The 20,660-nt window shown below is 50.2% G+C and carries 17 protein-coding genes and 2 pseudogenes; 7 read left to right on the top strand and 12 right to left on the bottom strand.

The features are described 5' to 3' along the window. Positions 1 to 13: 13 nt before the first annotated feature. On the bottom strand, positions 14 to 1,192 hold the full coding sequence (locus ACXKZD_RS21895) for a methyl-accepting chemotaxis protein (RefSeq protein WP_010247031.1): 1,179 nt from the start codon (positions 1,190 to 1,192) through the stop codon (positions 14 to 16). 817 nt (positions 1,193 to 2,009) lie between these two features. On the opposite strand from ACXKZD_RS21895, the gene ACXKZD_RS21890 reads away from it, so the two are divergent. Further along, a complete protein-coding gene (locus tag ACXKZD_RS21890) occupies positions 2,010 to 3,182 on the top strand; it encodes an EAL domain-containing protein (protein ID WP_033760580.1) in 1,173 nt (390 codons plus the stop codon). 167 nt (positions 3,183 to 3,349) lie between these two features. Here the strand turns inward: ACXKZD_RS21890 and ACXKZD_RS21885 are convergent, their stop codons facing one another. Then, the gene (locus ACXKZD_RS21885; RefSeq protein WP_033760582.1) at positions 3,350 to 4,213 is read right to left on the bottom strand and encodes a LysR family transcriptional regulator; all 864 of its coding nucleotides are present in this window, start codon (positions 4,211 to 4,213) and stop codon (positions 3,350 to 3,352) included. Between the two features lie 101 nt (positions 4,214 to 4,314). Between ACXKZD_RS21885 and ACXKZD_RS21880 the strand changes: the two genes are divergently transcribed. Further along, a complete protein-coding gene (locus ACXKZD_RS21880; protein ID WP_033760592.1) occupies positions 4,315 to 5,166 on the top strand; it encodes an alpha/beta fold hydrolase in 852 nt (283 codons plus the stop codon). A 4-nt stretch (positions 5,167 to 5,170) separates the two neighbouring features. Continuing rightward, positions 5,171 to 5,773 carry a glutathione S-transferase gene (locus ACXKZD_RS21875; RefSeq protein WP_033760594.1) on the top strand — a complete coding sequence of 201 codons (603 nt, stop codon included), beginning with the start codon at positions 5,171 to 5,173 and terminating at the stop codon, positions 5,771 to 5,773. 288 nt (positions 5,774 to 6,061) lie between these two features. Here ACXKZD_RS21875 and ACXKZD_RS21870 read toward each other — a convergent pair. Continuing rightward, positions 6,062 to 6,250 (bottom strand): annotated as a pseudogene (locus tag ACXKZD_RS21870) (LysR substrate-binding domain-containing protein); the annotation flags it as partial. Between the two features lie 441 nt (positions 6,251 to 6,691). Between ACXKZD_RS21870 and ACXKZD_RS21865 the strand changes: the two are divergent. Further along, positions 6,692 to 7,039 (top strand): hypothetical protein, encoded by a 348-nt coding sequence (locus ACXKZD_RS21865; protein ID WP_033760596.1) that lies wholly within the window; start codon positions 6,692 to 6,694, stop codon positions 7,037 to 7,039. A 163-nt stretch (positions 7,040 to 7,202) separates the two neighbouring features. Here ACXKZD_RS21865 and ACXKZD_RS21860 read toward each other — a convergent pair whose 3' ends face one another. Together ACXKZD_RS21860 and ACXKZD_RS21855 are read right to left on the bottom strand one after the other, a co-directional pair. After that, the gene (locus ACXKZD_RS21860) at positions 7,203 to 8,546 is read right to left on the bottom strand and encodes an MFS transporter (RefSeq protein WP_033760599.1); all 1,344 of its coding nucleotides are present in this window, start codon (positions 8,544 to 8,546) and stop codon (positions 7,203 to 7,205) included. A gap of 483 nt (positions 8,547 to 9,029) precedes the next feature. Beyond that, on the bottom strand, positions 9,030 to 10,193 hold the full coding sequence (locus tag ACXKZD_RS21855) for a mandelate racemase/muconate lactonizing enzyme family protein (protein WP_488982325.1): 1,164 nt from the start codon (positions 10,191 to 10,193) through the stop codon (positions 9,030 to 9,032). Between the two features lie 192 nt (positions 10,194 to 10,385). Between ACXKZD_RS21855 and ACXKZD_RS21850 the strand changes: the two genes are divergently transcribed. Further along, positions 10,386 to 11,312, top strand: coding sequence for a LysR family transcriptional regulator (locus ACXKZD_RS21850; protein WP_488982324.1), 927 nt, complete (start codon positions 10,386 to 10,388; stop codon positions 11,310 to 11,312). Between the two features lie 427 nt (positions 11,313 to 11,739). Here the strand turns inward: ACXKZD_RS21850 and ACXKZD_RS21845 are convergent, their stop codons facing one another. Continuing rightward, positions 11,740 to 12,693, bottom strand: a complete 954-nt coding sequence (locus tag ACXKZD_RS21845; RefSeq protein ID WP_307618234.1) for an MBL fold metallo-hydrolase — start codon at positions 12,691 to 12,693, stop codon at positions 11,740 to 11,742. Positions 12,694 to 12,774: 81 nt separating this feature from the next. Here ACXKZD_RS21845 and ACXKZD_RS21840 point away from each other — a divergent pair, with 81 nt between their 5' ends. After that, on the top strand, positions 12,775 to 13,701 hold the full coding sequence (locus ACXKZD_RS21840) for a LysR family transcriptional regulator (RefSeq protein WP_033787274.1): 927 nt from the start codon (positions 12,775 to 12,777) through the stop codon (positions 13,699 to 13,701). A 198-nt stretch (positions 13,702 to 13,899) separates the two neighbouring features. Here ACXKZD_RS21840 and ACXKZD_RS21835 read toward each other — a convergent pair whose 3' ends face one another. The 6 genes from ACXKZD_RS21835 to ACXKZD_RS21810 form a co-directional block, all read right to left on the bottom strand. Continuing rightward, positions 13,900 to 15,324, bottom strand: coding sequence for an alpha,alpha-trehalose-phosphate synthase (UDP-forming) (locus ACXKZD_RS21835; RefSeq protein WP_033787098.1), 1,425 nt, complete (start codon positions 15,322 to 15,324; stop codon positions 13,900 to 13,902). A 454-nt stretch (positions 15,325 to 15,778) separates the two neighbouring features. Beyond that, on the bottom strand, positions 15,779 to 16,219 hold the full coding sequence (locus tag ACXKZD_RS21830) for a GNAT family N-acetyltransferase (protein ID WP_022624394.1): 441 nt from the start codon (positions 16,217 to 16,219) through the stop codon (positions 15,779 to 15,781). 115 nt (positions 16,220 to 16,334) lie between these two features. Then, positions 16,335 to 17,012 (bottom strand): anti-sigma factor, encoded by a 678-nt coding sequence (locus ACXKZD_RS21825; protein ID WP_488982323.1) that lies wholly within the window; start codon positions 17,010 to 17,012, stop codon positions 16,335 to 16,337. Beyond that, positions 17,009 to 17,557 carry a sigma-70 family RNA polymerase sigma factor gene (locus ACXKZD_RS21820; RefSeq protein WP_033760614.1) on the bottom strand — a complete coding sequence of 183 codons (549 nt, stop codon included), beginning with the start codon at positions 17,555 to 17,557 and terminating at the stop codon, positions 17,009 to 17,011. Before ACXKZD_RS21820 ends, ACXKZD_RS21825 begins: the two co-directional genes overlap by 4 nt. A 61-nt stretch (positions 17,558 to 17,618) precedes the next feature. Then, positions 17,619 to 18,179, bottom strand: coding sequence for a fasciclin domain-containing protein (locus ACXKZD_RS21815; protein WP_488982322.1), 561 nt, complete (start codon positions 18,177 to 18,179; stop codon positions 17,619 to 17,621). A 328-nt stretch (positions 18,180 to 18,507) separates the two neighbouring features. Further along, complete coding sequence (locus ACXKZD_RS21810; protein WP_324701157.1) at positions 18,508 to 20,082, bottom strand: methyl-accepting chemotaxis protein; 1,575 nt, start codon at positions 20,080 to 20,082, stop codon at positions 18,508 to 18,510. 298 nt (positions 20,083 to 20,380) lie between these two features. Here ACXKZD_RS21810 and ACXKZD_RS21805 point away from each other — a divergent pair. Then, positions 20,381 to 20,659: pseudogene (locus tag ACXKZD_RS21805) on the top strand (GrpB family protein); the annotation flags it as partial. Position 20,660 lies beyond the last annotated feature (1 nt).

Below are 20,660 nucleotides of genomic sequence, written 5' to 3'. Positions count from 1 at the left end.
CAATGTGTGATGTTTATTGTTCAGGCGATTTTTCTATGCCGCTAGCAGAATTACTTATTCGCATCTGAAGACGAGAAATGTGCCCGGTGATATCTGCAGTTCTTTCTGCTAATCCCCGGATAGCACTGGCGATGACAGAAAACCCACGGCCATGTACACCTGCTCTCGCGGCTTCGATACTGGCGTTCAGTGAAATGAGTTTGATCTGCGCAGCAATAATCCCGTTTTCAGAGACGAGTTCGGCAATTTCTTTTGCGGTTTCGGCGGTCTGAATGTTTCGCCTGACTTCGCTTTCCTCATGTCTGCCACGGTCTTTACGGCCCTGAATATCAATAAGCGCACCGACGGCACGCAAAGGGGTACCATCAGGTGCACGTTTAGTCTGCCCGCGGGCCTGAAACCACCGGTATTCACCACTTCGCAGTTTAAGACGATATTCAATATCAAAACCGGTTTTACCACTGAAGTCCATCAGGTGGCTGACGAAAGCATCGAGCGCATTCTGTTTGTCATCCGGGTGAAGGCGTGATGCCCAACTGTCCATCACATCAGGAAACTCTTCAATGGTTTCAAAACCCAACAGCTTCCTGAACTGCGGTGACCACCAGAATACGTTGTCGGGATTCAGGGGATTTCCGCCAATAATATCCAGATCCCAGAGGCCGTCATTAAGCATTTCGCGCGACAGGTCAAAACGGGTGGAGACAATATCAAACTTGCGGGACTGTGACGTTTCTTCTTCTGTATTCTCTATAACGGCAACCAGGCGCGGCGGCGTAAATTCACGACTGTATGATGCACGGATGCAAAACCACTGAAAGGTATTTGCGCCAGTTTTGATCAGGCAGCGTAACAGCTTTTCATCACCGCTATGTTTGAGTGTATGACTTATCAAACCTTTGAACGCTTCCCGGAAATCCGCATGGATCATCTGGATCAGCGAAGAGAGCCCGACCTCCTTCTGCAGAGGCAATCCCATAAGCTGGCGTGCTTCAGGTGAAACAAATGCAGGCGCGTCACTTTTAAGATCGGTCGTCTCAACATACCAATAGCCTTTCTGGCTGAGGTTCATAATACATTTCAGCAGCGTGGCATCACTATGATCCACATCCATCGTTTCATCGATAAATTTCTCAGCGATATCCATCGTTGTCGGCTCTTTGGCGGACTGTTTCCGGAATAAATTCAGCATTATTTCTCCTGGTGAGCATATACAGGCATAAAAATATGCCTGAAAGGGTTATCGGCAGAACTTTCTGGATATTCAGTTAAAGGTCGCTGGTTTGAATTAATACCGTAACAAGATGCTATAGATAGCTCGCCAGCGACAACTACCGGAGCTGAGGTGATGGATGGGCCTCACCGCCAGCGGGCTAAATTTATTTTTTTGAAATCCTGTGGCGCAAAATTATCTTTGGTCTATGATATCTGGAAAATTTCAGGCCTTATAATCCCGACGCTCCGATTCCCAACGAAATTTACGTTGAAATGTTACTCTTAGTTTTGACACGCGATTGTGGATTTATACTAGCTGGCTATCGCGGATATTAAATGAGTGGTTTAGCTGTGGCATGTCACTTCTGCTGACAGGCGAAAACCCGCACATTACTTATTGATATCCATAGGTATACTTCAGCAATTCATAAGAGAAACTGGCTGCTGATCATATTAGATGTATTAACAGGGTTTATTATTTAACTTAATCGATATTTTTATGGGATTGGTTTCAATTTGTTTCTGGTTTACCATACCAGATACCATCAGCCTCATGCAGACCCGTGAGTTAAATAAGTATGGTATTTTATGTTCATGAACTTTCCCCGCTCACTGACATCATAGCTATGTGTATCGCACTTAATAACCATAGACAATTTAAGGCCTCCGCAAAATGACGTTTGCAAAAGATTAATTTTTCCGCCGCAAACAAAACAGGGTTTTAAAAAAGGTTTTCTATTCCGTTCCCGCTCAGGTCATTAATGCCTTACAGAAATACGTTTCAGGATATTTAAATGAATGAAAGATTGAAAGATACTGATTCTCGTGCAGCCTATCAGCAGCTAATTAAGTCGGGCGAGTTTAAACCTTTTTTTCAGCCGATAGTCTCACTTGAGGATCAGCATGTAGTGGGTTTTGAATTGCTGGCACGGCGTATTTTGCCCGAAGGGATTATCGTATCTCCGGCTGAGTTCATTCCGGCTATGGAACATCATGGGTTACTCAATGAGCTGATGACAAGTCTGGCCGCTCAGGGATTCATGACAGCGAGCACCTGGCCAGAACACCAGTTTCTGTCTATAAACGTTTCTCCTTCACAACTGAACGGTAAGCACCTTCCCGAAATTTTAAGAAAACTGGCTGAACGTTATCAGTTCAGCCTTTCACGGCTCAGGATTGAAATCACCGAGACAGCATTGATCGATGATATAGAGACGGCTCATGCAGAACTCGAAGCATTGTCTGAAATGGGTTGTATGATTGCTATGGATGACTTTGGCACCGGCTGTTCAAGCCTTGCCTGGCTTATCCAGCTTCCCGCCAGCACGATTAAGATTGATGGCAGTTTTATTCGTTCAATGCTTCAGAAAAAGGATAGCCGGAAAATTATCTCCAGCGTAGTCGGTTTGGGCCGCAGCCTGGATATGGACGTCATTGCTGAGGGTGTTGAAACAGAGGAACAAGCTGAGATGTTGCGGGGTATCGGCTGCGCTTATGCACAAGGCTACTTATTCAGCAGGCCGATCCCGGCTGAAGAAACACATAATTTTCTCACCGCTGGCTCTGGCCGTAAATTTCATAGTCGTGTGGCACGAATGTCTCTTGAGCAGCGCGCGCATCAGATTTCATCGATGTATGCTGCGCCTGACACCTCTATCTGTTTTCTAAGCCCTGAACTGATGATTGTTGACGCAAGTGATACCTTTGCAGCGCGGGTTGGCTGGCCAATGCAGGACATTACCCATCGCCATATTTTTGAAGTGATACCGTCTCAAGCTGAGAAGCTGCTTTGGTTGCAGGATTTCAGGACAAAAGGTCTTCCTTACCCTCCGTTTGAGGTAAAGCTGCCCGGCGGTAGCACCGATTTGGTTATGATTACGCGGGTGGAGGATGAGGCAAAAGATTTACTGGGGTTTTGTGTGTTTGGCTTTAACATTGACCGTCAGAACAGCCTTGTTCAGCCTTAGTGCCAGTTTACGACATCAGATGATACTTCCCTGTCGCTAAAATAACCTTAACGGTGCAGGCTTCAGTTTCAGGTTGTTAGCTGAAGATGGGGAAAATGTCCGCCTGGTCGGAAGCGGACATTATTAACAACGCCTCTTTTCATCAACTAATTGCAGCCACTTCACTTTCAATCTTTATGCATCAGCCGGGTCAGCATCTCGCAGAAGGCCTCGCTTGCTGGATTAACGCGGTGTTTATTCAGGCGTAGCAGGCAATCGACCGACGGCAGAGGCATCAATTTCTCAAGTTCAGACACGCTACAAATCGCTTTATCAACGCTGTATTGATTGAGTATTCCCACCCCCAGCCCCGTGGTTATCGCCGCAAGCATACCTGCTACTGAAGGACACTCCAGCATCACAGCAAATGGAATGTTTGCCTGGCGAAGTTTCTCCTCAGCCAGGTTACGGTAATAGCAATCCGGTCCCCAGGTAATAAGCTTCAGGCTCTTATCCGAGTCATGTCGCCAGGCAGGCGTTGCGTACCAGTATAAATTTTCACTCCACAATACCTTATCTTCCATCGATGCCGTGCCCGTGAAATCCTGATGTAAAATGATCTCCAGACTTCCTTCAGAAAAATGCTGACGCAGGAGATGACTTTGCTCCACCACCAGTTGTATATCCACCTCTGGATGGTGGTGAGTGAAGGTTGAAATCACCCCGCATATTTCAGTCATTGAGATGTGTTCAGTGACCCCGATTCGCAGCTTGCCACGCAGCGCCGAAGGCGAAAAATAGGCTACGGCTTGATCGTGTTCAGTGAGTATTTTTTCCGCATGTTGCAGCAGAACGCTGCCCTTTTCTGTCGGAACGGCTTTTCCTGCGATGCGCGTTAATAGCTGGCATTGAAGTTGATCTTCAAGCCGTCTGAGCTTCCAGCTTACAGCGGACTGGCTCAGGTTGAGGAGTAATGCGGCCTTACTCATATTGCCCGTTTGCAGCACGGTCCGGAACACTCTGAGTGAGTCAACGGAGAGTCGTTTGTTCATTTTTGTATGACAAAAGTAGGATTACAGCGGGAAAGAATGTCACTGGTGTCATATTCAGTCAACGGATAGCCTGACTGAAACAAACATAACGGAGAAAGCCGATGCCCGCTAATAACCCATTACTGAATGACGACGTTCTGATAAATGGTTGTCGCATTGCGACCGGAGTCCATGGTTCAGGAAGACCTCTGGTGCTGGTTCATGGCACGCCCGCACACTCAGTAATCTGGCAGTCACTGGTGCCGGTATTTGTCGATGCGGGTTTTCATGTTCATCTGTATGACCTGGCTGGGTTTGGCGCGTCAGAGCGCCCTTTGACGGCTGATACCTCGGTTGCCGCTCAAGTCGGTTTTCTGCTGAAACTGCTTGAACACTGGCAGCTCAAAAAAACAGATCTTTTTGGTCACGATATCGGTGGGGCCATTTCACTCAGACTGGCGTTCGACAACCCATCCCTTGTGAAGACGCTTACGATTGCGGATATTCCGAGCTACGATTCCTGGCCTTCGCCCACATGGAAAGATATGCGGGATCACTATGCGGATTATGCGCTGATCCCCGCCACTGAGCATTACCGCGCGATGTGTCGCCAGTTAAAGATGGCTGTTTTTAATAAGGATCGTATGACAGAGCAGCGGCTGGATAGTTATCTTGCACCGCTTTGTGGTGTGGTAGCGCAACCTTCATTTTATCAGCATCAGGTTGCGCACTATAATGAGTGTTACACCAGTGACTTTGCAGAAAAATTGCCGCAACTCCGGCTGTCAGTACAGATTTTATGGGGCGCCGAAGATGAATGGCAACCCGTTGAGTATGCAAGGCGTTTGCAGCGCGACATCGTCTCTTCCACGCTGCATATCTTTGAACAGGCCGGACACTTTTTAATGGAAGATGCCCCCTTGCCAGTCGCCGCACAGGTAATTGATTTTGTTAATCAACATAATATGAGGTAGAGCCATGATCCTTATCGGAATGCTGGATTCACCCTATGTCAGACGGGTTGCTATTTACATGAAAGTATTGGGTATTCAATTCGAGCATCGCCCGCTTTCGGTATTCGGCGATTTTGATGCCTTAACGAAAATTAACCCGGCCGTTAAAGTTCCAACGCTTATCACAGATGATAATCAGGTGCTGATCGATTCCACACTAATCATTCATTACCTTGAGAAATATTGCGGTCATTCGCCTGCACCTACATCAGCGTCCGGCGTGGAAGAGTTCCGGGATCTGCATCTTACCGGCTTCGCCCTGGCAGCCTGCGAAAAAGCGGTGCAGATTGTGTACGAACAGCGTCTCAGGCCGGAAGAAAAACAGCACCAGCCCTGGGTGGATCGCGTAACTCAACAACTGCATGGTGCCTGGCAGACGCTGGAGAACGGGCTGCGGGAAAGTCATCCTGACATGCTGTCCGTGGCCGGTATCAGCATCGCAGTGGCCTGGAGTTTTACAGAATTGATGCTGCCGGATACCGTCAGCCGTGCGCTGTACCCGGAATTGGCCGGGTTTACATTGCTAGCCGAACAGCGACCGGAATTTCTGGCAACGCCTTTGATTTAATGAGGATGGGTTTTGTATATAAGAGCCCAATGATGCCTTACCTAATGTATAAAGAACTTATAGCTTTAGAATTAGTCGATAGCAAAAGGTGACTCAATGAGCACCAATTGAATATCTTCATACAATATAAATAACTCTTAATAATCTAATAAAGGCAAATAAACGTAACATCCGCTTTTTGCATATAACGGGCAATGCTCTGCTCTATGCCAGAAACGGACGTTTATGATTTTGAATTAAGCATAAAAGTGCATACGATTTCAGAAAGCATTAACTTCCCGATACGGATTACAGAGACAGGCCTGACTCAGCAATAAAAACGATAAAGCAGCGTATTCTCGATGAGAGATATCGGCTGGCCGGCCAGAGTGCCGAGAAATACCCCTGCCTGGTACAGTAACCGGGCAATACCTCTTTCAGTTGCCCCGAATCCAAAGATTCACGTACGACAAAATCGGGCACATAGCTGATACCCATACTGACTGGTCTGCTACACGGATAACAACAATATATGAGTCAGCACCTGATGTCATACTGATGGCTTACGGTTAAACGTGACGGCCGGATTGAGAAATGAGCGATTGAAGAGCGCGAAAAATCTTAAACTTAATCTGATGTTCATCCTGTTAAGTGGCTGAAACACACAGCTAACGCGTTGCGCATATAGATAAATACATTCCCCACTGGAACGATTAACCTGCCACCTGCTGGCCTTTCCTTAAGTCAAATCCGCACCCCACCGCCATGATCGGGTTACACGTCAGTTATTGATAGTACCAGCGAAAACTGGAGTGAAAATAACGCGCGTTATCGTAACCTTAGAACTCTACATTTTTCATTCAAAAACAGTAACTTCTCCTCTGATTACAGTTCGCCTATGCTGGCTGCTCATTAAATTTCACTTCAGAAGGATCTGTTATGTTTGTTGTGCCCGCATCCTACAGTGCAGAGGCTGTTGAGTGCCTTTATGAAGTCATCGGCATACTCAACCTGAACGGCGTACGCTGCCACGTTATCTTTGACAGTCAGGCATCCCGCGCCGCAGTGATCCAGGCGGATGCGACAGAGGAACATGGCGAAATGCGCCATCCTGTGCTGGCCGTGCTGGAAATGGAACGCGTAACGAGTATCAACACTATACTGCGCATCAAATCGTTCTGGACCGATTCCGAGGGCGCTCAATCAGGTGTGGAACCAGGCACGCTGGCAAAAGCGTTGTATAAAGCGCTGACAATAAAGAAACATATCACGCTGGTGGGATTGTAGGCATTCTGAAGCCCGTGAAGTACGGGCTGTAACAGTCAGGTATTGAGAGAGATACACGCCGGGGATGAGCATGATAATTCCACAGGTGCACAAGAGTGCTTAATGCTGATCCGCGCATCCTGCCCGATCGGGCGTTCGATGGCAGTGTGAAGATTCCGCTTTATTATTGACGTGTTGATACTGCTCTGTGTGAAGACACAGAGAATGCCTTGCTGAAGTCCCGGATGCGTTCCTCACGTCCCACGGCAAGGGCAAACAGCACGCCACCCACAATAGAGAACAGCCCCAGAACACCCCATGCCAGCGTCATATCACTACCACCACCCAGATGCTTGAGGTATCCGGCAACAAGGGGGCCGCCAGACTGTCCAATGAAGTTACTGCATGCGCCGACAAAAGCCACCGCAGGGACGGCTTTCTTTGTCGGGAGAATTTCAGTCAGCCTGACGTAAACCAGTGGCACCAGCATCTTCATTGTCAGGCCGACAAACATGAACAAACCTATCTGAGCCCAGTAATATGACAGCGGCACAAAAGCGGCAGCCAGTAATGCCACACCACAGAGGACGGTGGGAATAGCGGCATGCAGTCGTCGCTCCTGGTTGTACTTATCTGAACGCCGGGTGATATACCAGATGCCCAGCATCGTCATCAGGAAAGGCATCCCGCTGATGAGACCAACCATAAATTCACTGAGCGTGCCATACCCTTTGAGAGCTGTCGGCAGCCAGAGCGTAAAACCGTAAGCGAGCATGCTATGCAGGGAGTAGCCGATCAGCATCAGCCAGAGGGCCGGTATTTTGAGAATGGTCCACCAGGGATCGGATTTCTCATTCCTGTAGTTTGACTGCTCAGCGGCCAGGTCTTTCTGGATATAATCCCGATCTTCGGCACTCAGCCAGCTAGCGGCCTGAATACTTTTGGGTACCAGATAAAACCAGATGATGCAGAACAGCCAGGCCGGTGCACCTTCAATCACCATCATCATGCGCCAGTTATGATGTGCAAGGATCCAGCCAGATATCGGACCGGCCAGAAACGCGCCCGCACCCAGGCTAAGATTCCAGATTCCGAATGCCCGCCCCCTTTCAGGCTTCATAAACCACTGGGCCAGGAACATGGCCGTGGCGGCCTGAATTGGACCTTCAGCGATGCCCAGTAAGAAACGGATCGCTACCAGTTCACCGAAGTTACGCGTCAGGCCGGTAAGCATTGCGCAGGCCCCAAACAGAAACAGGCTGATGCCTATTATTTTCCGTGATCCAAAACGGAGAGCCAGCCATCCTGCGGTAAATTGCGTGGCGACGTAACCCCAGGCAAAGGCACCGCCAAGCCAGCCGGCTTCAACAGGACTCAGGCCCATTTCAGCTTTTATATGGGGCAGCGCCATACCTATATTTACCCGATCAAAAAATGAAATGGTATACATGATGAATACGGCAGGTAATATAATTGTCCAGCGTTTATTTCCGATAAGCGCATGACCCTTGAGAGTTTTCTCACTCATGATAACTTCCTCATTTAACACTGTGGCAGGGGGAGGAAATGCTGATTTCAGATTCTTTTAAATATCAGTCAAAATTTTTTATTCATTACCCGTAGGATGTAACGGAGAAATGAGCGATCTGAAAGCAAAAGGCGCGGATAAACAGGCCGGGCACCAGGGTTAATGAGTGGTTCGAAATGCCTGATATTTCTAAAAATTTCCAGTGCATATCTAATCCAAAAATAATATCTGAATGCCGATAATTCATTGGATGGCTGATATACCTACAAGAAGATGTTGTGCCTGAATCAAAGCAAGCCCTTCAACCAGGAATTATTAACAACGCTGCCGTTTGTCAGTTCAATAACGCCCTCTCCTCTCAGATTCAGAGAAATTTATTCTTCCTGAGGCGTCAGGTTAATTAAGAGATTGATATTTTTCCGCAACCCCTCGGCTTAACGAGGGGCGCAGTGACATTAAATATGCCGTAATGTAAGCGAAAACTTATTCAGCCAGCGCCCGCATTTCTTTAATAAGGTCTGATTTGCCTTCGAAACCGATACCCGGCAGTTCCGGCATAATAATATGGCCATCTTCAACTTTTACCAAGTCCGGGAAACCGCCGTAAGGCTGGAACAGATCAGGATAGCTTTCGTTACCGCCCAGACCGAGGCCTGCGGCGATATTCAGGGACATCTGATGGCCGCCATGAGGTATGCAGCGTGACGGTGACCAGCCAAACTGCTCCAGCACATCCAGTGTGCGCAGATACTCAACCAGCCCATAGGAGAGCGCGCAGTCAAATTGCAGATAGTCGCGATCCGGACGCATGCCGCCATATCGCAGCAGGTTTCGCGCGTCCTGATGAGAAAAGAGGTTTTCGCCCGTTGCCATTGCGCCTGGATAGAACTCCGACAGGGCTGCCTGCAGAGAATAATCGAGCGGATCGCCAACCTCTTCGTACCAAAAGAGCGGGAATTCACGCAGCATTTTTGCGTAGGCAATACCGGTTTCCAGATCAAAGCGACCATTAGCATCAACGGCGAGGCGCGCTTCGCTGCCGATTTCTTCCAGTACGGCCTCAATACGGCGGCGGTCTTCGTCCAGAGAGGCACCACCGATTTTCATTTTCACAACGTTATAGCCGCGGTTCAGGTAGCCGCGCATTTCCTGTCGCAGTGCGCCAGGGTCTTTACCCGGATAGTAGTAACCCCCAGCCGCATAGACGAAGACGCGCGGATTAGCCTCAACGCCCTTCATTTCGGCCAGCAGGCGGAACAGCGGCTTGTTTGCAATTTTTGCCGTTGCATCCCAGATGGCCATGTCCAGGGTTCCCACTGCAACTGAACGCTCGCCATGACCGCCAGGCTTTTCGTTGCTCATCATCACAGCCCAGACTTTATGCGGATCCAGGTTGTTACCTTTGGCATTCAGCAGGCTTTCGGGATCGGCTTCCAGGATGCGGTCACGGAAGCGTTCCCGGATGAGGCCACCCTGGCCATAACGGCCGTTAGAGTTAAAGCCGTATCCCACTACACGGCGCCCGTCGACTTCAACATCTGTCACAACGGCGACCAGGCTTGTCGTCATCTTGCTGAAATCGATGTACGCGTTACGAATAGGGGAAGCAATGGGTTTGGTAATTTCTACAACATCAAGGATGCGCATGATCTCTCCGGTAGTTCTCAGTCAAAGACTGTTTTACTAAAATACCTACGCAATCAGTTATGTCATGCCATCTGTTTATCGGTATTCATCGGCACAATGAAGTAGCGTAGTGTTAAAGGACCTGATTGTTCTGTCTGCTATTATCCTAAGCAGTACGTGGGTTCCGTTCTAATGCCAAAGAGGCAGCCTGTAATGCAAAATCGGCATCACCTGGAGTTAACCTGGCTTGAAGACTGTATTGCGCTGGCGCAATCACTCAATTTTTCCCGTGCGGCAGCTTCACGATATGTGACACAGCCTGCATTCAGCCGCAGAATCGTCTCGCTAGAAGAGTGGCTTGGCACGCCAATTTTTGAAAGAAATCGTCGGGGCGTCAGCCTGACCCGCGCCGGAGAGGTTTTCGTCAGGCAGGTGCCGGAACTTATTCGTGCGCTTTATACACTGAGGAGTGAATCTATCGAGGCCGCAGGAGAAGCCAGGCCGGATGTTATTTTTTCCGCCACGCACGCGCTGTCATTTTCTTTTTTTCCGGCACTGATGCGGAACAACGAAAAAATTGCCCGCTTCGGATCATTTCGCCTGCTGTCTGACACATTAAGTGCCTGCGAGCGCATGATTGAGAAAGGTGACGCGCAATTTCTGCTTTCTTATTACCATCCTCATATGCACATCTATCTCGATCAGTCGAAATATCTCAGCGTCCGGCTTGGACGGGAAGTTTTACAGCCGTATTCACGATGCGATCCGACAACGCGTGAGCCTCTATTCCATGCGTCAGGCGGTAAGAAGTTTCCTTTCCTCTCCTATTCTGCAGAGTCCGGTCTGGGCCGCATCCTGTCTAATACCTCACAGGTTAACCGGGCCAGACGTGGAATGGATATTGCCTTCACGGCCGATCTTGCTGCTACATTACTCGCCATGGTTAAAGCCGGAGATGGCGTTGCCTGGCTGCCGGAAACACCGGCAGCGCCGGATGTTGATGCTGGCTCGATTACCGTAGCAGCTAATAAGGAGAGCGCACTCTGGATACCCATAGAGATCCGGCTGTTCAGACCCGCAGCGAGGATGTCCCGCGCGGTAGAAGCGTTGTGGGAAATTTTCTTAGATGGCCAAATCTGAGCGGCAAACCATTTTGCGCCGATCGCGACGGCATCTGAAAGGGATAAAGCGAGAACACATCAGAACCACAAGCTGACAATATATGCACGCCAGTTTCCGTTTTTAATTAAAGCGGTCCTGAACTCGCGCGCATGTCCGTTTTTGTCAGATGCGGTCATTTACTTTCATGTGAACAACAGGAGAGGTTAACGTTATTTCTGAACCAGAAATTATCCTGCATTCTGAGCAGAGAAGCTTTGGTAATTCTCAGGCGTAATCAGCTTATAAGGCACCCAGTTAAGCGTCTCAACTTTCTTCTTATCCAGCAGCGCTTTGGTCACTTGGACCGTACACCTGGCCTCTGGCATCCTCAAAATTAGTCAGCGCCGCCTGTTAACTCACATCAAAACTTTTCTCCCTGATATTATTACATTTTTTAGTTAAAAACCTACTGCCGGAGCTGCGTAGTGTAATTAGCGGGCACCCAGCGATAAGCGTTACCTTCATGCTGAACATGGCCCAGGCCAGGGAAGGCGATATGCGCCGCAGCCACCCAGTAGCCCTGATCTGCAGCCTGTTTCAGTACCCTTTCACGTGTAGTGATAGCCTGCTTCTGATTGACATCAAAATGGATGGCCACTTCAGGATCGGGCATTTGCACCGCTTTGTCATGGATAATATCTCCCCACAACACCAGGGTCTGGCCTTCACTCTCTACGCGATAAAGTACGCTACCCGGCGTGTGGCCGGCTGTCGACTCTGCACGGATTCCCCCCGGTAATGTGGCTGGTGCCATAAACGTTTTAAGCAGGCCAGCATTGATGACCGGGCGAAGAGTCCGTTCAGATTCTGCAAAGGTATGGGCCTGACTAGTCTCTACCCTGCTGACGTTAGCCGGATTAAGCCAGAAATCGACATCCCGTTTATCCACGAACACTTCGGCCTTTGGAAAAGCAGGCTTGCCCGCGCGTGATACACCGCCTGAATGATCGGCATGAATATGGGTTAAGAGTACGGCATCGATCGACTCTGCCGGATAGCCAGCGGCGGCCAGATTAGTCAGCAGATGTCCGCCATTGTGTCCAAAAAGCTCACCGGCCCCGGTGTCGATTAAAATGCGCTTTTTACCATCATCGATAACGAAGGCATTGATTGATGTTTCGGCCTGCGGCGTCATCGAATCTCTGGCCATTGCATGGTTTAGTTTTTCAGGCGAAATGTTAGTCAGTAATTTATTCAGGGGAACGGTTACCGTGCCGTCGGAAACCGCGGTAATGCGTAATTTCCCCAATGTCATCCGGTAATAACCCGGAGCTTGCTGATCCCCCGCAGAGGTCTGTTCGGCAGCATAGACCGGACTGAACGCGATGAGAGAAGCCACCAGCATCAGTAAAATTTTCATAAATATCTCTCCAGAAAGTTTCATCACAACGTGGTGGGCAGTATCCTTACTCAACCTGTATCACTCAAATTGATTAAACTGATGCTCACTATCAGAGAAAATGATTTTCATCGAATCGACCTGAATTTACTGACGGTGTTGTTGGTTCTGAAGCGGGAAGGCAGCGTGTCGCGTGCGGCAGAAAAGCTGCATCTGGGTCAGCCAGCGGTCAGTAATGCACTGGCCCGGTTGCGGGTCATGTTCAGCGATCCACTGTTTGTGCGCACGGCGAAAGGCATGGAGCCTACCCCGCGTGCTGAAGCGCTGATCGCTGAGCTGGGCCCGTTAATGGCACAGATGCAGAACGTATTGTTTCAGCCAGCATCCTTCACGCCTTCTGAGGCGACACATGTTTTTCGGCTTGGGATGAGCGACTGGGTTGAACGCTGGCTGATGCCGGGACTGTATGCGCGCATCACGCGCACCGCTCCCGGCGTGACGCTTCAGGTCACGGCCAGCGATCCCTTCCGGGATGCAGAACTGGTCGCGCGTGGCGAGATCGATCTTGCCATTTCGGTTGGCGAGAGCACACCCGCCACACTCCAGCGCGAGAAGATTGTGTCACACAACTTTTGTACGTTGTGGCACCCGGAACAGCTTTCGTTGCATGCACCGCTGACGCTGGAGGATTATGTGGCGCATGATCATCTGCTGGTTTCCTATCGAGGGGCGAACTGGAGCGCCATCGATGACCAGCTTGCGGCATCAGGAAAGGCCCGTTCGATTCGCTACGTGACGCCACATTTTTCCTCTCTGCCTCCGCTGCTGGCGCGCGCACCCGCGTTAGCCACCGTTCCCGCCGGGCTATCGGATGAGTGGGTGACGCATTACGGTTTATGCTGTAGCCCGGTACCCATTGAAACACCGGAAATAGCCCTGTCACTGCTCTGGCATAAACGGCTTGATAACGATTTGTCACTGCGCTGGCTCAGGGAAGAACTGCGTAACGTGATGACAGAACGAACCTGAATAGCTGCCCTCACGGGAAGCTAAGACCTGTAGTGACGCCTTCGTTCGATGAGAACCTTAACCTCATATTATCGAGTGCAAATTCAAAGAGCACATGAATAAGCAGGTAAAATTTTTACCTGCCCCGCTCTATATCAGCGTGATGCTGTTTGACGTCCACACCATCCCTTTTAAAATCGCCGTTTTAACCTATAAACCTCAGTACCTCGCCCGGCTACTGCTCAGGTGCGGAAAAAAGGCAGGCGACGGCAAGGCTTCCGGGGCAGTTGGCTCAGCGTTCAGCATGCGCAAAAATGACTCAGCCCAGTGATGGCTGTTGTGCATATGCAGTCCCTTGATCAGACGGGCATGCAGAGACCGCCGTTCGTGTAACGGCATCTGCAATGCACGATGTACCGCACTGGCCATTGCATCAGGATCATAAGGATTGACGATGATGGCACCCTCCATCTGCCCGGCTGCACCGGCAAACTGCGAGAGGATAAGCACCCCGGGATTTTTCGGGTCCTGTAAGGCGATATACATTTTGGCCATCAGGCTCATGCCTGCCATCAACGGCGTCACCAGCGCAACGCGTGAGGCACGATAGATGCCAGCCTGCTCTTCGCGGCTGTAGCCATGAGTCAGATAGTTCACCGGATACCAGTTCATTGTGCCATGCACGCCATTAAGCTCCCCACACAGTGCTTCCAGAGCGTGACCGAGTTCTGACGCATCATGTGCGTGTCCGGCTGCAGGAGGCGCCAGCTGCAACAGCGTGATATTTTTCTGGTAGCAATCATGTTTTCGCAGCAACACTTCCATAGTGCTGATCCGGTAAGGCAGACCTGAACTCTCATCAAGATGGCCGCCGCTTAGCACGGTATTTTCGGGCAGGCTTTCGCGGCACTGCATTTCCATGTAAGCACAGCTGTTGCTATCACGCAGAGACTGGACATCGTCAAGATCTATTCCGACAGGAAACACACCCACCCTGATAATCCGGCCATGAACACGAAAGCTTTGCGCTTCCAGCCGTTCTATACGGAATTCGCTCTCCAGCCAGACCAGGAAGTTATTCATATCCTGCACGGTCTGAAAGCCAATCAGATCACAACATAACAGAGAGTCAGTGAACCAGCGCCATTCGGGTATGGTTTCAAACATTCTGCCAGCCGGGAAAGGTTGATGCAGAAAAATACCCACTAAGTTGGTCAATCCTTCTTCACGGATATAGGTGGCACAACCTAGCAGATGGTAATCCTGAATCCAGATAACATCGTCGGGTGCGGCGTTTTCGCAGATGGCGCGCGCATAGGCTTTATTGATGTTTTTATATTCCTGATAGCCGCTGGCGGAAAAACGAGCCATGTCCGGACGCTGATGAAAAACAGGCCAGAGCCCTTTATGAATATAATTGTGGTACCCCTCATTAAGCTCGCCAGGCGTATACGGGAAGGTCACGGTTTCATACTGACCCATCTGCTGCACGGCGTAGGGTCTTGACGCATCCGGAGGCATCACCCTGCTTTCACCATCCCAGCTAATCCAGACGCCTCCCTGACGGGAAAGGATGCCGTCATAAATTGCAGTAAGCGTCGAACGTTGACATTGATTATGCGAAACAAGAATAAGGCCTGACATGCTGTATTCCTTAAGAACCCGCTGCGGAGAGGCACCAGTGCCTGGCAGCGAGCCGCTATTAATAGGAGGTCGGAGAATAAACTGGAGAAAACCACTCATGAATGTGCACCCTGTCCACTTAATGCCTGCAGACGCTTTTTGCAAAATCGGGTTGTGACCGCCATCGTGTAACGTTGTCACGTAAATGCCCGGTGCCGTTAATTAAACCGAACGGCCTGTAAAAAAGGCGTAAAAAGAGTCTGATGAAGTGTAAAAACGCTGCAAATCACGCGCCCGATATAGCATTAGCGGGCAGCGATGGCGCAAAAAGTCAGTGAGTTGAAGACAGTGAATATACGCGGGTATAAATAAGGCGGGTTGGCCCGGTTCCGCTCACCCTCAAAGCTGGTTTGATAAATGCGTGGCCGGGCCGTTTTATTTCGGAAACAGAGAACTTAAAAATCTCTTTGTTAATTCAGAGCTGAGCGATCATTGTCTGGAATGATACGCCGTTAAAAAATTTGACCTCCCCGACTTTTTTAAATCCCCTTTTCTCATAAAAAGGGACGGCAAGGAGTGAAGACCGTACGCTGATTTCTGAACGCAGTTCGGGAATCGCCCGCTGCCAGAGTGCCCTCGCTACCCCTTTTCGCTGAAATTTCGGATGTACAAAAAGGTATTTAACTAAATTGCCTTCGAAAAGGGTGAGTACGCCTGTCACCTCACCCCTTTCCACGGCAATCAGCCAGAGATAGTCATCTGAAACAATCAACGGCTGAAGCACATCGGGCTTTGTGCTGTCGATGAACCATTGCGGACAGGGCTCTGTCTCTGAAAAATTACATTGCACAGACACAAGCTGTATCAGCTCACTGATGCCTGCCGCATCAGACTCCAACGCCGTTCTGATTTCCATTCTTTTGTCATTCCCCCTGATTAGGTTAAGGCAAGGGCATGGAGGCCTGCCATTCGAAAAGCCATCCACTCCCCTTTTCCGCTGAATCCCGGCCCGAGAACCCGCGTCCTGAAGATTAAAGCAACGTGACTTTGCCCTGGAAAATCACCGGACCGGACGGCCCGCTGAGCCTGGAACCTCCCACCGGCTCCAGACTTACCGCCAGTACCGTCTGATTATCTAACTCGCCAGGCGGTAACCGGAAAACGTTACTGTCGCGGTGATTGATCAGCCCCAGAGATTGTGGCGCAGCACTGCCCCTGATCAGCCAGAGCTGCAGGTTTTTATTCTCTGGCAGCGTGATGTTCAGCGCCGAAACCTGAAGGAGTGAAGCTGACTTATCCAGATTCACCACAAACTGTGCATCGGGCTGTGCGCCGCTGAGTACCGCAATCAGCTGCAGGGATTGTGGGACATCAGGGTTGCTTAAATGGGTGAAAATGAGGATGCCAGCCATTGCCGCCGCCAGGCCCCAGCCGAGCCAGAAGCCAGGATGCCTGCGGATTGATGTCGTGCCAGAAACGCCAGTATTCGGGCCAAGATCCTGCTCAATCTGCTGCCAGACCGCAGAAGGCGGGATAACGGCGTGAGTGAGCAGGTCAATGCCGCTGAACGCTTTCTGCCAGTGCAGCACCTCTGCAGCAAATACTGAATCGTCATTGAGCCGTTTATCCAGCCGATGACGGGTCTCATCGTCGGTAAGGCCAAGCACATATTCGGCCGCAGTGAGATCATGTTGTTCCTGACCAGTCATATGCCTATGCACTCCCGAAGATGGGTTAACGCGCGACGGATCCAGCTTTTCACCGTCCCTTCAGGCTGACTCATAGAGAGCGCAATCTCACTCTGTGACAGGCCACGATAATAGGCGAGCGAAATGCTTTGTCGCTGCTCAGAGGGTAAGTGCGCCATGCAGTGCTGAAGGCGACGCGCCTCCGCATGACTCGCATCGGCAGGAAGTGGCGTCTGGAAACCTGCTTCCGCTTCGCTGATCTCATCCACGGAACAGCTTCTGTTTTCATGTTTACGAAGGAAATCAATCGCCCGATTTCTGGCGATGTGACTGAGCCAGATATGCGGCTCACTGCGCTTATCGTCGTAATAGTTAGCCGACTGCCAGATTTGGATAAACGTATCGTGAAGGATCTCTTCTGCCCAGTCCCGGCGTCTCACCATTCGCAGAATGATCCCATAGAGTCGGGGCGACAGAACGCGATAAAGCTGCTCAAGAGCAGCTTTATCGCCGACGGCTATCTGATTCATTAAATCGGCCTGAATATGGGGCACATTTTTTGTCATCGGCTTCCCTGTGAAAGATGTAGCCACGCGATAAGTGGCTACACACAGTATAGGTAACGCCTTACGGCATCAGCACGGTATCAATAACGTCAATCACACCGTTACTCTGGTTCACATCATACGTGGTGATACTGGCAATATTGCCCTGAGCATCTTTAAGCTGAATATTGTGCGGGCCATTTGCCATCACCCACAGTGATTCGCCATTCACCGTTTTCAGCTCGGCTTTGCCTCCTCCCGCTTTGATTTTTTTCTCCAGCGCTTTCATGTCCAGTTTTCCTGCAACCACGTGATAGGTCAGGACACTGGTGAGTTTTTGTTTATTCTCTGGCTTAAGCAGGGAGTCGACGGTGCCCTTAGGCAGTTTTTCAAAGGCGGCATTGGTGGGCGCAAAAACGGTAAACGGCCCCTTACCTTCAAGTGTCTGGACCAGACCGGCGGCTTTAACGGCGGCCACCAGCGTGGCGTGGTCTTTCGAGTTAACAGCATTCTCAACAATATTTTTCGATGGGTACATGGCGGCACCGCCGACCATCACTGTGTCGCTGTCCATGCTCGCCGCGTAAGTGGCGCCACTGAAGACTAATGCAGAAAAAATCAGAGTTGGCAGGAATGGTTTCATTTTCACTTCCCTCATTGAGTTAACGGACAGGGCGAGAGCGCCCTTATCTGTTAATACGAATGAGCAGCGAAAACGGATGCAAAAAATTTTAATTTTTTTTAGCTGGGGGGGGTTCAGGCTGATGCGATATGCAATAAGCCCACCAGAGGTGGGCTTATCATAACGAGTCCATACTGCGTCAACGTCTGCTTTTCACGCACAGCAGACAGCCATCATTACTGGCAAGAAATAGCTCCCGGTCATACATTTCAGTAATGTAAAAACCTATGACCCGGACAGCTCAGATGCTCTCCACCCACGTCTTTCGCCGTGAGCTACACGCATGAACTTAAATGCGAAAAGCATTCACTGCTTCACGTAAAGCGTGTGCCTGGGCTGAAAGCGACTGTGATGCCGAAGAGGACTCCTCAACCAGCGCGGCGTTATTCTGCGTGACGCCATCCATCTCGTTCACTGCGATGCTGACCTGTGAAATGCCCTGCATCTGTTCAGCTGAGGCGAGTGAGATGTTATCCATCGCGACGGCGAGTTTTCCAACCATCGCATTGATATCAAGAATGCTCTTGCCGGTGCCGGTTGCCACGACAACACCACTTTCGACCTGCGCCACAGCCTCTTCTATCAGATGTTTAATATCTCTGGCTGCCGTTGCACTGCGTTGCGCCAGCGTCCTGACTTCACCCGCGACGACGGCGAAACCTCGACCCTGTTCGCCCGCTCGCGCTGCTTCGACTGCCGCGTTAAGCGCCAGAATGTTGGTCTGAAATGCAATTCCTTCGATAACGGATGTGATATCCCGGACTTTCACCGCGCTTTTTGAAATATCATTCATCGTCTCTGACATGCGCTGCATATCGTGTTCACCCGAACGCGCCAGCGCAGCGGTTTCACGGGCTGAATCCGCAGTCTGCTGCGCGCCCGCTGCATTGCTTTTCACTGTAACCGTGAGCTGTTCAATACTGGCGGCGGTTTCCTGCAAAGCGGCGGCCTGCTGCTCTGTACGGGAAGAGAGTTCGGTATTGCCCTGAGAAATTTCATCAGCCGCCATGGCGACCGAAGCGGAAGAATCTTTAATCTGCGAGACCAGGTCACGCAGATTGCTCTGCATGCTATCCAGAGAAGCCATCATGCTGAGGGTATCCCCCTGACGAAGGGTCACTTTTGTCGTCAGATCGCCCGCCGCAATCGCAGCGGCCAGGCCCTGCGCATGAGAAGGTTCGCCACCCAGCTGAGCCTTGATCCAGCGGGTAATCAGCCCACTCATCACAAATCCCATCACAACAAACAGGGTGGTCAGGCCTGCCAGCGTCATATAAACACCGGAGAGCGCCTGCGTGGACGTTTCCGCCGTTTTACTCGTTACCCGCGCCTGATAATCAACCATCCCATCTACCGCACTGCGGTAGTGCGAAAGCGCAGGGATCAGTTCACCACGGAGTTTTTCCGGGAACGGAGTGGCGTTCTGCTTAAACAGGTTTTGCTCTGCCTGATGAAGCGGACCCGCTGCCACTTCAATTTTATTTAATTGCGTGGAAGCCTCTTCTACTTCAGCAAGATTGATCCCCGGAATGCTTTTGGCACCGTTGATCAGTTCCCGGAAATGCGCAGTGGTATTATCACTGTTGGTCTGCAACGCAGAGAACTGGGTTTTTATAGTGGCCTCTGCCTGAGGCTGAGTGTCTGAAGCCACGGACAGTAAAAGGACAGTTTGCTGAGTTAAATTATCTTTTAGCGTCTGCAAGGCCTGGAGATCGCCCAGCCGCGCGCGCGTCAATTCCTGCTGATCGCTGGCCGTATTGAGTTTAAACCCGGCAAATCCTGTCACAAAAACGCCCGTTAAAATGACTGTGAGGAATGCTGCAGTGAGCATGACGCTTAATTTTATTTTTTTGTTCCGATACATAGGAGACCCCGATGTTTGAATTAATAGGTTATCACCGACGTTCCGCTTCTATGGCTCGCTGGTACTGGATCTGTTATCGGCAGCGGGGAAAGAAATTACAGTAATGAAAGGGGTAAGAAGCGATGATTCCTGGGCTGAGTAAAGGGTAAATCCCTGACGGATGCCATTAAGGCAGTGAGTGTTATTCTCGTAACTTGTCGCCTGAATGCGGATAAAACTATTCCAGCTTCGCTTGTGGCACCACGGATTTAACAGACTCTTCAGCGTCATTTGAGATGACTGACAATAGAAGTGTCCTCGTGGTGAGAACGGAATCTCAGGCCGCAGATATTTTATTAAGGGTGGGGAACGGCGTAGCCATCAGGTGCATGCGTTTGCAGCTGGAGACGAACAGATAATAAGGCACCTTGCTTTCCGTGATTACCTCAGAGAAAACAGAGATATCGCAGCAACCTATGCTGAGATAAAGCGTGAAGCAGCATCACTCTGTAACAACGATGCTCAACGCTACAGCGCGCTGAGAGCGAACTTTATAGCGCATCATCTAAAGCTCGCACTGATTGACCTGAAACGATAGG

This window comes from Pantoea sp. ABR1s (assembly GCF_057812235.1).
Note: the sequence above shows the minus strand (reverse complement) of the source record. Positions and strands in the feature narration are given on the sequence as shown.

Excerpts from the sequence above, each read along its gene's own strand:
- ACXKZD_RS21815 (WP_488982322.1), bottom strand. The coding sequence starts at position 18,179 with ATGAAACCATTCCTGCCAACTCTGATTTTTTCTGCATTAGTCTTCAGT.
- ACXKZD_RS21835 (WP_033787098.1), bottom strand. The coding sequence starts at position 15,324 with ATGTCAGGCCTTATTCTTGTTTCGCATAATCAATGTCAACGTTCGACG.
- ACXKZD_RS21885 (WP_033760582.1), bottom strand. The coding sequence starts at position 4,213 with ATGAACAAACGACTCTCCGTTGACTCACTCAGAGTGTTCCGGACCGTG.
- ACXKZD_RS21830 (WP_022624394.1), bottom strand. The coding sequence starts at position 16,219 with ATGGAAATCAGAACGGCGTTGGAGTCTGATGCGGCAGGCATCAGTGAG.
- ACXKZD_RS21820 (WP_033760614.1), bottom strand. The coding sequence starts at position 17,557 with ATGACAAAAAATGTGCCCCATATTCAGGCCGATTTAATGAATCAGATA.
- ACXKZD_RS21880 (WP_033760592.1), top strand. The coding sequence starts at position 4,315 with ATGCCCGCTAATAACCCATTACTGAATGACGACGTTCTGATAAATGGT.
- ACXKZD_RS21825 (WP_488982323.1), bottom strand. The coding sequence starts at position 17,012 with ATGACTGGTCAGGAACAACATGATCTCACTGCGGCCGAATATGTGCTT.
- ACXKZD_RS21810 (WP_324701157.1), bottom strand. The coding sequence starts at position 20,082 with ATGTATCGGAACAAAAAAATAAAATTAAGCGTCATGCTCACTGCAGCA.
- ACXKZD_RS21875 (WP_033760594.1), top strand. The coding sequence starts at position 5,171 with ATGATCCTTATCGGAATGCTGGATTCACCCTATGTCAGACGGGTTGCT.
- ACXKZD_RS21860 (WP_033760599.1), bottom strand. The coding sequence starts at position 8,546 with ATGAGTGAGAAAACTCTCAAGGGTCATGCGCTTATCGGAAATAAACGC.
- ACXKZD_RS21850 (WP_488982324.1), top strand. The coding sequence starts at position 10,386 with ATGCAAAATCGGCATCACCTGGAGTTAACCTGGCTTGAAGACTGTATT.
- ACXKZD_RS21840 (WP_033787274.1), top strand. The coding sequence starts at position 12,775 with ATGCTCACTATCAGAGAAAATGATTTTCATCGAATCGACCTGAATTTA.
- ACXKZD_RS21890 (WP_033760580.1), top strand. The coding sequence starts at position 2,010 with ATGAATGAAAGATTGAAAGATACTGATTCTCGTGCAGCCTATCAGCAG.
- ACXKZD_RS21845 (WP_307618234.1), bottom strand. The coding sequence starts at position 12,693 with ATGAAAATTTTACTGATGCTGGTGGCTTCTCTCATCGCGTTCAGTCCG.
- ACXKZD_RS21865 (WP_033760596.1), top strand. The coding sequence starts at position 6,692 with ATGTTTGTTGTGCCCGCATCCTACAGTGCAGAGGCTGTTGAGTGCCTT.
- ACXKZD_RS21855 (WP_488982325.1), bottom strand. The coding sequence starts at position 10,193 with ATGCGCATCCTTGATGTTGTAGAAATTACCAAACCCATTGCTTCCCCT.
- ACXKZD_RS21895 (WP_010247031.1), bottom strand. The coding sequence starts at position 1,192 with ATGCTGAATTTATTCCGGAAACAGTCCGCCAAAGAGCCGACAACGATG.